11 protein-coding genes and 1 rRNA gene are annotated in these 12,449 nt (G+C 70.9%); 5 read left to right on the forward strand and 7 right to left on the reverse strand.

The features are described from left to right. Positions 1 to 69 precede the first annotated feature (69 nt). From F9C41_RS18000 to F9C41_RS18015, 4 genes are all read left to right on the forward strand, one after another. The gene (locus F9C41_RS18000) at positions 70 to 1,689 is read left to right on the forward strand and encodes an RICIN domain-containing protein (protein ID WP_155387951.1); all 1,620 of its coding nucleotides are present in this window, start codon (positions 70 to 72) and stop codon (positions 1,687 to 1,689) included. Between the two features lie 148 nt (positions 1,690 to 1,837). Continuing rightward, complete coding sequence (locus tag F9C41_RS18005; protein WP_155387952.1) at positions 1,838 to 2,569, forward strand: hypothetical protein; 732 nt, start codon at positions 1,838 to 1,840, stop codon at positions 2,567 to 2,569. Positions 2,570 to 2,699: 130 nt separating this feature from the next. Next, positions 2,700 to 3,353 (forward strand): hypothetical protein, encoded by a 654-nt coding sequence (locus F9C41_RS18010; protein ID WP_155387953.1) that lies wholly within the window; start codon positions 2,700 to 2,702, stop codon positions 3,351 to 3,353. A 97-nt stretch (positions 3,354 to 3,450) separates the two neighbouring features. After that, positions 3,451 to 4,713 carry a DUF6357 family protein gene (locus tag F9C41_RS18015; RefSeq protein ID WP_155387954.1) on the forward strand — a complete coding sequence of 421 codons (1,263 nt, stop codon included), beginning with the start codon at positions 3,451 to 3,453 and terminating at the stop codon, positions 4,711 to 4,713. A 132-nt stretch (positions 4,714 to 4,845) separates the two neighbouring features. Here the strand turns inward: F9C41_RS18015 and F9C41_RS18020 are convergent, their stop codons facing one another. The 6 genes from F9C41_RS18020 to F9C41_RS41330 form a co-directional block, all read right to left on the reverse strand. Further along, positions 4,846 to 5,346: a hypothetical protein gene (locus tag F9C41_RS18020; RefSeq protein ID WP_155387955.1), complete on the reverse strand. Its 501-nt coding sequence runs from the start codon at positions 5,344 to 5,346 to the stop codon at positions 4,846 to 4,848. Positions 5,347 to 5,447: 101 nt separating this feature from the next. After that, positions 5,448 to 6,599, reverse strand: a complete 1,152-nt coding sequence (locus tag F9C41_RS18025; RefSeq protein WP_155387956.1) for an NAD(P)/FAD-dependent oxidoreductase — start codon at positions 6,597 to 6,599, stop codon at positions 5,448 to 5,450. 97 nt (positions 6,600 to 6,696) lie between these two features. Next, positions 6,697 to 7,047 (reverse strand): cupin domain-containing protein, encoded by a 351-nt coding sequence (locus F9C41_RS18030; protein WP_155387957.1) that lies wholly within the window; start codon positions 7,045 to 7,047, stop codon positions 6,697 to 6,699. Then, positions 7,044 to 7,763, reverse strand: a complete 720-nt coding sequence (locus F9C41_RS18035) for an ABC transporter substrate-binding protein (RefSeq protein WP_230689705.1) — start codon at positions 7,761 to 7,763, stop codon at positions 7,044 to 7,046. Before F9C41_RS18035 ends, F9C41_RS18030 begins: the two co-directional genes overlap by 4 nt. A gap of 74 nt (positions 7,764 to 7,837) precedes the next feature. Beyond that, positions 7,838 to 9,532: a PQQ-dependent sugar dehydrogenase gene (locus F9C41_RS18040; protein ID WP_155387959.1), complete on the reverse strand. Its 1,695-nt coding sequence runs from the start codon at positions 9,530 to 9,532 to the stop codon at positions 7,838 to 7,840. 85 nt (positions 9,533 to 9,617) lie between these two features. Beyond that, the gene (locus F9C41_RS41330) at positions 9,618 to 9,881 is read right to left on the reverse strand and encodes a hypothetical protein (RefSeq protein ID WP_230689706.1); all 264 of its coding nucleotides are present in this window, start codon (positions 9,879 to 9,881) and stop codon (positions 9,618 to 9,620) included. Positions 9,882 to 9,944: 63 nt separating this feature from the next. Here F9C41_RS41330 and ligA point away from each other — a divergent pair, with 63 nt between their 5' ends. Beyond that, entirely contained in the window at positions 9,945 to 12,086 is a 2,142-nt protein-coding gene (gene ligA, locus F9C41_RS18050) for an NAD-dependent DNA ligase LigA (RefSeq protein WP_155387960.1), read from the forward strand. A gap of 239 nt (positions 12,087 to 12,325) precedes the next feature. On the opposite strand, the gene rrf is transcribed toward ligA, so the two are convergent. After that, positions 12,326 to 12,442, reverse strand: a 5S ribosomal RNA gene (rrf, locus tag F9C41_RS18055). Positions 12,443 to 12,449: the final 7 nt, after the last annotated feature.

Below are 12,449 nucleotides of genomic sequence, written 5' to 3' on the forward strand. Positions count from 1 at the left end.
TGGCGCCGGCGAAGCCGCGTCTTCGCCTCCGGGCGGCGTCTCGACGTGTCTCGACGGAGGAGGAAACACATGCGGCCCGAATACGGACGCACCCGACCCGGACGCCGGTGGCGTCCACTGCTGACCGTGCTCGCCACAGCACTGCTGGCCATCACCGGCACGCTGACCACCAGCCAGGCGGCGAACGCGGCGACCGTGGACACCAGCGCGGTCTACGTGCTCGTCAACCGCAACAGCGGCAAGGCGATGGACCTGTTCAACTGGTCCACCGCCGACGGCGCGCCGGTCAACCAGTTCACCCGCAACGACCTGGCCGTGCAGCAATGGCGTTTCGTCGACGTCGGCGGCGGCTACTACCAGATCCGGTCCGTGCACAGCGGCAAGGTCCTCGAGCTGCCCAACGCCAACGACGGCGTCCAGCTCGCGCAGAACACCGCCGTCAGCGGGAACACCCGCCAGCACTTCGGCATCAGCGACTCCGCCGGCGGCCGCGTACGCTTCATCAGCCGGCACAGCGGCAAAGCCCTCGAAGTGTGGAGCTGGTCCACCGCCGACGGCGCGATGATCTCGCAGTACCAGGACCTCGACGGCTACAACCAGCAGTGGCAGCTCGTCAAACTCGGCACCGGCGGCGGCACCGGATGCGGCAGCGGCTCGTTCAACGCCGAGGCCGTGCTCAGCGGATCCACCTGGACCGCCCGCAACGGCGGCAGCACCGTCTACACCGGCACCGACCTGCGTGCCGCGGTGCAGGCAGCCGTGAACAGCCTGACCGCCGGGCGCACGGCCAAGCAGCGCGTCGTCGTCCGCGGCTCCGGGTCGATGAGCGCCAACGCCCGCATCTCGCTGCCCAGCTACACCACGATCGACGTGTGCGGCACCATCAACGTGACCGGCACGGGCAGCGGCGACCAGGCCCCCATCTACTCCCGCGGCACCACCCAGGTCGAAGTCCAGCACCTCAACCTCACCGGCACCCCGCTGTACGGCATCTTCATACGCAACGTCACCGACGTGGTCCTCGGCCAGATCGACATGAGACTGTCCGCCGGCCTCGGCGTGCGCATCGACAACCGCGGCGACACCAGCCAGTGGACCCGCAACGTGCGCATCGACAACGTGTACGTCTCGGGCGCGAGCTCGCACGCCGTGGAGACGTACGGCGTCGACGGCCTCACCGTCGGCACCGTGACCGCCCGCAACGTCGGCGAATCGGGGCTGCTGCTCAACCAGACCGTCAACGCCACCGTCGGCACCGTCGACGCCGAGAACGCGGGCGCGGGCACCGGCTACGCGGCGTTCCGGATGGCCAACCGCAACGGCCGGATCGGTTCCAGCTACTCGACCAGCATCCGCGTCGGCACCGTCCGGGCCCGCGGCGGCGGCCGCGGCATCTTCTGCGTATCCGAGAGCGGCGGCGCGGCGATCGACCGGGTCGACATCGCCAGCACCGGCAACAACGCGATCCTGATCGAGAATTGCTACAACGTGAACATCGCCGCCAACGGCGGCACGATCAGCGGCGGCGGAGAAGTGCGGCTGGCTGAACGCACCGAGTTCGCGGGCAACCGCGACATCACCCTGCGCAACTTCACGCTGGTCAACAACCGCATCGTCGAGAACCCCTGCGCCGACAACCTGACCATCTCCGGCATCACCCTGAACAACTCGACCATCACCAGGTGCTGAGTTCTCGACCCGCAATACGGGAGCGGGGCTGTCGCATCACGACGGCCCCGCTCCCCCACCAGGCATTATGTCAACGGTCGATATCTGACACCTCGCCCACGGCGTGTCAGCCCCGCCGTCACGCGCCCGCAGCGGCACCATCGAGTCCATGAGCCGCGCTGCACATCATGCCGCCGTCGATGTCGCCGAGCAGCTCGACTACTACGTGGTCTTCCCGAACATCCGGGCCCGCGAACGCGCGCTGCCGCCCGAAGGCATCGTCGTCGAGGAATTCGTGCTGCGACCCGACGGAACCACGTCCGCCCTGGACAGTGCGGGTTGGACCGCCGGTGGCACCTGGTGGAGCGCTGCCGCGTTCAGCCGTGGCCTGCGCGACGACGCCCGGTTGCAGGCCAGGGTGACTCCCGTCGCCCGAGCCGGCGCGCAATCGGCGTACCGGCTGCTGGGCGGCGGCGAACTGCTGCCGGAGCCGGAACTGCGCCGCCACTTCCTGGACCGGCTCGACCTGCCCGTCGCCGCGCCGCTGAACCTGGTGCCCGCACAGGCCACGGCCGAACGCCGCATCTACCGGGTGCTGCTCGCAGGTGAGTTGCTCGAACCGGGTCTGGCGGCGCTGCGCAGCGGTTGGCGGATGCAGCCGTTCGACCGCGCCGACGACGCCGCGAACCGCATCGCCGGGCGCACCCGGCGCACCCTGGACGGGCAGACCGTGACCTGGACGCTGCGCCGCATCGGCAGCGGCCTGGCCTGGGCCGTCGACCTGGCCACCGACCGCCCCGACGACACGTCGGCCGACACCCTGGCACCGCTGCTGTGCCGCCTGCGCACCGACTCCCGCAGCCAGGGCCTGATCCCGGTCACCGTGGAACGCCTGCGCTGACCAGCCCGTCGGCGAGTGCCGGCGCCGCAGGGCCGATCGGCTGGGCCGATGCGCCTGTGATCAGGGCCGCGGGCATGTCGCCCTGATCCACTACACTGGTGCAGCTATCGCACGTGAACGAAGGACGCACATGGCCCGCCCCTACAGTCCCGGACCGAAGCAGTTCGTCTTCGCTGTCGGTGACGGCAACGACCAACAAGTCTCCGTGGGCGACGCTCAGGAGGCCTACGTAGCGTTCTCTGCGTTCTTCCGGGGTCGAGAGTCTGACACCTACACCATCAAGGATGAACCGGCGAGGCAGAGTCTGGTGCTCATGCCCCGGCTGGGTGTGATCTCCCGGATCAAGGACGCGGACCAGCCTCGGTCGGAACACCTCCAGGTCGACAGGGGCAACCGCTACCTTCCGAGCGCGATGCTGTTCTTCGAGAACGGATATGCCGGCCTCGACCGCTTCGGCCAGTGGTTCTCCGACCTTGCCGACCTCGACGCGTCACCGGAGACCCGCGGTGCCGCCCGCGCCGCCACGTTCACGACGGAAGCAGCGGCAATCGAAGAAGTCGCCAGGATCTGGGCAGATTCGGGCATTGTGGACCCGAGTGACCAGTACTACGTCTTCTTCGACTCGCATGACGTCGACGATGACCGAGCCGAACGCGCCGAACTGCTCCAGTTGATCGAATTCCTCGGTCTCGAACGAGTCGACGCCCCCGCCGGGGCCGCCACGGGCGAAGTCTGGGTGCGCACCGACCCACGCCTCGACGTCGAATGTGCACGGTGGTCGTGACCAGATGGCACAGGGTGGGCTGCGACATCGCCGTGATGCTCGCCGTGGAGCCGAGGCGGCCATGTCCAGCCGGTGCCGTTCTCGAGAAGCCTGAGCTATGAGAGACATCGTTTTCACGCGTCGCAGCGGCTGGATCCCGAACGTGATCCGCGAGGACGGCGAGCTGAAGCTGATGCTCGCCGCCGGGGCCGACGCCAACCATGAGCCTCGCACGTTCACGTTCCCGATCGGGGAAGCCCATCTTGCGGTGATCCGAGAGGACCTGGCCAGACACCTGCTGCTGTGGAGTGCGGTCCTTGCGCTGTGCGACGCCGCCGGAACCCGGGGCCGGCTCGACGAGAACGCTGCCGTCGCGCTCCTGGACGCTGTTCTGCTCTCTTCGCCCGCGGACGTCGACGCGCTCTTCGGGCGCATCCGGTGGGACAGGAGTCGGCTCATCGCCCATGGTGCCGACATCGATCTACTTGAGCGCGGTCAGGTCTGCGCGGCGATGCGCGCGGCGACGGAGTCGTCGAACGAGAAACGTGCCCAGGAGTATCGCGCGGACCGCCGTCGCGCCGAGCGCGGAACAGTCCTCGGGCCGCTCGACACTGCGATTCTGAGGTACACGGGACAGTATCTGCATGGCGCGACGGTGCCGAGGCGGATGCCCGATGCCGTCGACCCCGCGCTGCTGCCGCAGGTCATGCTTGTGATCGCCACCGCGGAGCAGGCGTGCGCCGGGATGCGGATCGGCCTCGATCCGCGGCGGGGAAACCGGGCCACGGACAAGCGCGACCGGGATCGGATGGCGGCGACGGTCGACGCGGCCGTGCGGCGCGCATACCCCGAACTCGTCGACGACGCGGTGCGTACGGTGAGCTTCCTGATGTGCTCGGAGGCTGCGGACCGCTCCAGGAGCACGCCGGTGGAAGACGACGAGGAGGCTGCCGACGACCACGCCGACCTCGGTGAGAGTGCGAGAAAGACGGCCCTGTCGTTCACCGATGACAAGGGTGGCGAGAAGAAGTGGCTACGGGACGGTCCTCGCACCGCCTCCGCCGAGTTCTGGGAGTTCGTCGCCGATCGCTCTGCTGGGGACAACGAAGTGTTCACCATCGAGGACGAGGAGATGGGCGAGGGGATCCAGCTGCACTTCTACGCGGACTCCATCGCCCGGATCACGACGGTGCGACATGGGGAAGCCGGGTCGGATCCGCAGTACCGGGTCGAGTACAGCCTGGTCGACGGGATCGGCGGGTACCGGAACCTGGTGAGCGCCTTCGTCCGCGGCGGCTGCGCCGCACTCGAACAGCACGGTCCCTGGATGTCGGATGTGGCCGAGTTCGAGCGCGCGCGTCGTCGGCGCGACGCCCGGTAGTCCCAGCAAGCCCGTCAAGCCGCCTCATTGCCGAAACATCATGGACCGAGCCGTGGTCCGCCGCCCGGTGCAGCGCTGACCGTCACGATCACCGGCGGGGGTGCCGCGGTTCGCGGCCATACGGGGTGCGGGCTAAAGAGCGTTACACGGCCCGGAAACCTTCTTCGGGTCCTCCTCGGAGATGACCGTGATGTCCCCGTTGGGCGCGCCGGTGCGACGCAGGGCCTTCTGGAACACCTGCTCACGCATCCAGGTCAGGTCCGCCGGAGCCAGCGCGGCCCGCTGGGCAGTGTTCGGACACGGGTTCGGAGCGAACCGCCACGGCACGGCACCGTTTCGCAGCAACTGCACCTCGGCCTTGCCGCCGACGGTCAGATCCAACGCGATGTCGAACGGGTAAGGCCTGCGCAACGAGGCGACGTAGATGCTGAAATCCTGCTCCTCGCCAGGCTTGAGCTGGACGGTCTTCTCATCGAAGAAGGACTTCCCGTGCGGCTGCACGGCGGTCCCCGGTTTGGCGAGGAAGTCGTAGCCGTAGGCGATCGGCACATCCGCGTCGATGTTGAAGCTGAGGCTCACCGTCGCGTCCCCGCTCCCCTCGGTGCCCAGGTGGTATGCCAGCGCCAGCGGCATGCATGCCGTCACCGGGCGCTCACATTCGCAGCAACGGGCTTGTGCGGATAGGACCAACCGACGCCGGCCATGCTGGCACGGGCGCTTGGCGGCTCGGCACGTCAGCCCGCGCCACCGGCGGCGTAGTGGTCGACTGCCCGACCTGCGAGCCGCGGTTCGGCGTCGGGGAACGAGCCGTCGCCGAACAGCACCCGCGCCGCCAGGGCGCGACCGCCGCCGACGCGCAGGGCGGCGATCGCCGCCTCGGCCGCCGCAGGGGACCGGATCCCGGCGAACGCCCGGCGCAGCAGCAACCGGCCGCGGAACCGGCTCCGCAGCGCCGCCCCGTCGTACCGGCTCAGCTGCCACTCGTCGCCAGTGCGCAGGTATCCGGCGGCCACGGACGCGGCCAGTTCCGACATCCGCAGGCACGGGTCCAGCCCGCCCGCTGTCAGCGGTGACACCGCGCCGGCGGCGTCGCCGACGAGCAGCCCGGCGGGGCACGCAAGCCGCCGCAGCACCCCGCCGACCGGGATCGGGCCGCCGCGCCGCTCGACCGGGCCGGTCGGGGCGGTGCGGCCGGGCGCGTCGGCGGCGAACTCGTCCAGCAGGTGCCGCACCCCGGCGCGCATCGCGTCGGCGTAGCCCGCGACACCGACATGAGCGTGGTGGCCGTCGTCGATGACCCAGCCCAGGTAACCCGGGGCGACCCGGGGGTCCAGCACGCAGTGGAACGCCGGGGTGGTGCTGCCCGAGGCGATCGGGTGGACGAGTTCGGCACCGACGATGAGCCGCCGGTTGACGTCCAGGCCCAGGTCACGGGCCACCCGGGAGCGAGCGCCGTCCGCGCCGACGATGAACCGGGCACGCACCGGCTCCGCGCCTTCGAGCCGCACCACACCCGCCGCCGAGCCGTCGTACCGTACGCCGAGCACGACCCGCGCCCCCGCCGATTCGGCCGCGCGGCGCGCGTGCTCGTAGACGCCGGGCATGTCGGCCACGCGGTACTCGTCCCGGTCGCTGGTCAGCCGGATCGGCGAGCGCCGCGACGGCGGGTACAGCAGCACGTCCCGTACGCCGGGGCCGAGCAGGTGCTCCGGCAGGTCGAAGTCCTCGAGGGTACGGCGCACGAAGATCCCCGTCGTGCGGATGCCCGCCGACAGCGACCTGCGGCGGTCGACCACCAGCACGGTCAGCTCACGTCGCGCGAGCAGGCGGGCGGTGTGCAGGCCGGCCAGGCCCGCGCCGACGACAAGTACATCCACTGTCTGCATACCTAGAGAAGCTAGGTATCGAAACCCGCCCGGATCGGTCTCTTCACGCTATCCCCGTGCTACCTACACACCGCCCTCACATCCCCGGAAGCGCCCGTCACGGGAGCTGGAGGTAGACCCGGGTCCACGGCTGGTCGTCGAGCAGCCGCCAGCGGTGGCCGCCGCCGGTGGTGTCCTCGGCGAGCAGCACGTCGCCGGGGCCGAGCCGGAACGTCTCGCCGTCGCGGGTGGTGAACTCGAGCGTCCCGGTCAGGGTCACCACGTACTGGCGGCGGGGTGCGTCGTGCCACGACAGCTCCGATCCCGACGGGCTCTGCTGGAACCGGGCCGAGGTGGTCGCCAGCCAGCCGGTGGCCGCGTCCGGTCCGAGCGCGTCGAGGCGCATCGCCGACTCCTCGACGTGGGAGCGCCCGTCCGGCCCGGTGAACAGGCGGACCAGCCGGATCACGTCAGCACCGCCGTGGCCCGGGGGTCGCTGTCGGCCAGCCAGCTGCGAGCCAACCGGGCCGCCTCACCGCGTCGGCGCAGTGCCTGCTGGGCGGCGTCGATCTGGTCCGCCAGCGCGGCATCGTCCGGGGCGACGGCGACCGCCAGCAGTTCCGTGGTGATCCCGGTCTGCACGATCCGCAGCGCCGGCCGGTCGGCGATCAACCGGCGCAGCACGGGCTCCAGCTTCATGAACGCGCCGATCCGGCCGTGTTCGAGGTCGTCGAGCGCGGTGCGGATGTCTTCGTAGGCGTACGCCTTCACCGCCCCGACCTTGCCCGCGGCCAGCAGCTGCTCGGCCACCGGCTGCGACGTGTTGCCGCTCTGCACGCCCAGGGTCAGGCCCCGCAGGTCGTCACAGCCGCGCACGCCGGGAGTCGCGGCGACGTCGACCACCAGGCTCTGCCCTGATCGCAGGTAGGGGTCGCACCAGCGGGCCAGCGTCTTGCGGTATTCGGTGATCGTCGCCCCGGAGGCGACCACGTCGATGCTCCGGCCCAGCTCGGCGAAGATCCCGTCGAAGTTCGACCCGTCGAAGTGGTGCACCTCCAGCGGCCGCCCCAGTTCGGCGGCGATCGCGGTCATCCAGTCGATGTCGAACCCCGCCGGCTTGCGCCCCGCCACCTCGAACGGCGGGTCGGGGAACGCCGACCCCACCCGCAGCGGCACATCCGTCACGCTGTCCAAGATATGCGTGCTTGATCTAGATCAACCCGTTATCCGGACTGCTCCGACCACGTGCCGCCGCTCGGTCAGGCCGGCGGCGGCAGCGTGATCCGCAGGAACTGCGTACCGGATTCCACGGTGGGGTCGCCGCCGACGAGCCACAGCGTGCCGCCCGATCCTGGCTCGACCGTGAACAGCTGCCCGTACGCGCCGACCAGCATCGCCTGCACGTTGGCGAGGCCGTCGCCGTCGAGATCGGCTCGGTACAGCCGCGAGCTGCCCGCACAGGCGAGGAAGACGACGTCGCGCACGAACGCCATCCCGCCGCAGGCGCCCTCACCGGCCCAGAACGTCTGCCGCGGCGCGACGAAGCCCGGCGTCTCGCAGCCGCCGCCGGACTTCGACTCGGTGCCCTCGCAGGCGGGCCAGCCGTAGTTGCCGCCCTTCACGATCAGGTTCGTCTCGTCGGCGAGCCCGTCACCGGACTCCTGCACCCAAGCCCGACCCCGCGAGTCGAACGACAGGCCCTGCGGATTGCGGTGGCCCAGGCTCCAGATGTAGCCGCCGAACGGGTTCCCGGCCGGAACCGTGCCGTCCGGATTGAACCGCAGCACCTTGCCCGCAAGGCTGCGCTGGTCCTGGGCGAGCCGCGGGTTCCCCGCGTCACCGATGGCGGCGTACAGCTTGCCGTCCCGGCCGAACCGCAACCGCCCACCATTGTGGACCTTCCCCCGCGGGATGCCGACGACCAGCGACTGCATCGACCCGCCGTTCAGCGCGCCACCCTGCAGGCGCAGCCGCACGATCCGGTTGTCGGTCGCCGTCGAGTAGAGCACGTAGATCCAGCCGTCCCTGGCGAACGTGGACGCGACGGCGAGACTCACCAAGCCCCCGTCGCCGCCGACACTCACCGCGCCGGGCACCACCCCGAGCGGGGTGACCTGGCCGGTGCGCGGATCCATCCGCACGATCTCGTGCGTGTCGCGCCGGGCGTAGAGCACCGAACCGTCAGGCAGCTCCGCCAGGCCCCAGACGACACCGGTGTCCTTGGCGACCGGGGCGATCGCGCACAGCAGCGTGCAGGACGAGCCCGCGGTGACGTCGACCCCGGCGCTGCGCGCCGACGCGTTGCCCTGGCCGTCGCGAGCGCTGACCTGGTAGCGGTGCTGGGACGATGCGGGCACGCCGAGGTCGACGAAGCTGAACTGCGGGCCACCGGCGCCGTCGACGGAGCCGACCTTCGCCCCGTCACGGAACACGTCGTACGCCGCGACGCCGACGTCATCGGTGGCGGCGTCCCAGGTCATGGTCACGGTGGTGCCGTCGGCGGCGGCCTTGACCCCGCCCGGCGCACCGGGCGCCCTGGCATCCGAACCGCACTGCGGCGGCGTCACCGCCACCGCGTCGCCGGCCGGCGACACGTTGCCGGCCTCGTCGCGGGCCTTGACCTGCACACTCCAGGTGCCCGCGGGCACGTCTGCGAGCACCACGGACCGCGCGCCGCCACCGACGCTGGTGACGACCCGGCCGTCGCGATGGATCTCGTACCCGGTCACATCGCGGTCGTCCGTCGACCCCGCCCAGCTCAACGCGATCGACTTGCAGGTCGTCTCGCCGAGGCTCAGCGCGCCCGGCACGGATGGCGGCTGCACGTCCGGCGGCGGCTCCGGCCACCGCACGATCAGCACGGCAAGACCCACGACCGCGATCAGCAGCAGGCCGCTGATCAGCCGTGAACCACCGGAAGCCGACTCGACCGGCGACGGAGCGACGGGTGTCATTTCCGGAATGTACAAGCCCGACACCCCCGGCACCAGACCTCACCCGGGCGTACCGACGATCATCCGGTCGGCGTGTACGGCCGCCTCACTCCACCCAGAACGAGTCGTGCTCGACGAAGAACGCGGCCCGCTGCCCATCGGTCATGGCGCCGAGGTTCGGCAGGCCCTCGAAGTGCCCTCGCGCGGCGCGCCCGGCGCGAAATGCAGCAGCATCGACGCGGGCTCCCCTGACCCGTTGCGACAGCCGTGGATGCCGGATACGGCACACGACTCGACCCTGGACGAACCGGCGGCAGCCGCGTCCGCGATCCCCCGAAAGCCTCCCCACCAGCACCGGCACGGCCGTCACACCGGCCCACTATCCTTCGGCGTACCGCCTGGCCACGCAGGCCGGGACGAAGGAGCACGCACCATGCAAGACGACCTCGCCGCCGACGGCACCGCAGCCGCCCCGATCGTCGACCCCGCCCACGCCCGGCCGCACGCCAGCCCCGACGAATACCGGTCGGCCGTCGCGCAGGCGCGCCGCGCCGCCGCCGCGTACTACGCCGGCGAGCAGACCCTGCTCGACGACGCGGAATACGACGCGCTGTACGCCCGGATCGTGGCCAGCGAGCGCGAGCACCCGCAGTGGCGGGCCGACGACTCCCCGACCGCGGTCGTCGGGACGCCCGGCGGCGACATCGAGCACAGCACGCCCATGCTCAGCATCGGCAACGTCTTCGACAGCGCGGGCCTGCACGACTGGGCGGCCAAGCTCGACAAGGCGGTGGGCCGCCCGGTGACCCGGTACACCGTCGAACCGAAGATCGACGGGCTGGCCATCGCCGTGCGGTACGTCGAAGGCAGGCTCGTCCTGATCGCCACCCGCGGCGACGGCTACACCGGCGAGGACGTCACCAGCCAGGCCCGCCTGATCGCCGGCCTGCCGGCGCGGCTGTCCGCGCCGGTCACCGTCGAGATCCGCGGCGAGGTCTACATGACCGACGCCGACTTCGCCAAGGGCTGCGACCTGCGGCTCGCCCACGGTGAGCCGGTCTTCGCCAACCCGCGCTCGGCCGCCGCCGGCTCACTGCGGGCACAGCGCGTCTACGACGTCCCCCTGTCCTTCATGGCGTACGCCGCGACCGGCCTGCCCGACGAACACGCGCACAGCCACTCCACGGCGATCGCCCACCTGGCCGCCCTCGGCGTGGCCACCACCGCGCAGTCGTCCGCCAGGCTGACCGTGTGCGCCGACATCGACGAGGTCACCACGGCCGTCGCCGCACTCGGGGCACGCCGGGGCGACCTCGGCTTCGGCATCGACGGCGTCGTCATCAAGGCCGACCTCACCGCCGACCAGGCCCAGGCCGGCTACTCCACCCGGGCGCCCCGCTGGGGCATCGCCTACAAGTTCCCCGCCGACACCCGCACCACGAAACTGCTGCGCATCGACGTGCAGGTCGGGCGAACCGGCGTCATCACCCCCGTCGCCGTGCTCGAACCGGTCCAGGTCGGCGGGGTCGTGGTCACCTCCGCGACCCTGCACAACTTCGCCGACCTGCAGCGGCGTGACGTCCGCGCCGGCGACACCGTGTACGTCCGCCGCGCCGGCGACGTCATCCCCGAGATCACCGGCGCCGTGCACGACGCTCGGCCCGCCGACGCGGAGCCGTACACCCCACCGGTGTCGTGCCCGCGCTGCGGCGGCGACATCGACCGCAGCAACCAGCGGTGGCGCTGCGCCCGCGGCCGCGCTTGCGGCGAGAAGGCCACGCTGCTGTACTTCACCAGCCGCGACGCGATGGACATCGAAGGCCTCGGCGAGAAGATCCTCGACGCCCTGCTCGCCGCCGGCCACATCACCGACGCCGCCGACCTGTACGGACTCGACGTGCCGACCCTCGCGGCGATGGACCGGCTCGGCACCGTGTCGGCCACGAACCTGGTCGACAGCATCGCCGCGACCAAGGCCCGGCCCCTGTCGCGCGTGCTCACCGGCCTCGGCATCCGCATGACCGGCCGCACCCTGTCCCGGCGCATCGCCCGCCATTTCGGCACCATGGACGCCGTCCTCGCCGCGACACCGGCCGAGTGGGAGCAGGTCGACGGCATCGGCATCGAGCGGGCGACGGTCATCAGTGCCGAGCTCGCCGAGGTAGCGCCGCTGATCGCGAAACTCGCCGCGCACGGCGTCAACATGACCGAGCCCACCGGCCCGGCCGCCGCCACCGACGACACCGCTGCCGAAGGCCCCGTGCTGCCGCTGCGCCGCCCGGACGGCACCCCGATGACGGTCGTGGTCACCGGGTCCGTGCCCGGCTTGACCCGCAACCAGGGCAACGAGGCGGTGGAAGAACTCGGCGGCAAGTCCTCGGGCTCGGTGTCGGCCAGAACCGACTTCGTCGTCGTAGGAGACGGAGCCGGATCCAAGGCCACCAAGGCCGCCGACCTCGGCCTGCCGATCCTCGACGCCGACAAGTTCGCCCAGCTGCTCAACGCACACCGCACCGGAGACCACGACACCGCCACCACGATCCTCGACACCGTGATTCCCCCAGCCGTCGCATGACCTTGGCAGGCTGCACCCCGTGCAGGCACAGCGGCTGGGGTCTGACGGCTGCCGTTTCTTGATCGCCGTTTCGTGTCAGAACATGCGGCTGGACCGCGTTTTCGACGCGAAACAGCGATCACCCCCTAGCCGGCGTGGTGGCGGGCACGAAAAAAGGGCCCCTGATAGGGGCCCGAAAAGGGGTGTGGATAACGCGTCAAGGCCCACCCCTGGGGGGTGGGCCTTGAACAGCGATATTTGTCCGGCGGCGTCCTACTCTCCCACAACGTCCCCGTTGCAGTACCATCGGCGCTGGAGGGCTTAGCTTCCGGGTTCGGAATGTTACCGGGCGTTTCCCCTCCGCCATGGCCGCCGTAACTCTAT

Origin of the sequence: Catellatospora paridis, assembly GCF_009720365.1 — a bacterium.
GTDB lineage: Bacteria > Actinomycetota > Actinomycetes > Mycobacteriales > Micromonosporaceae > Catellatospora > Catellatospora paridis.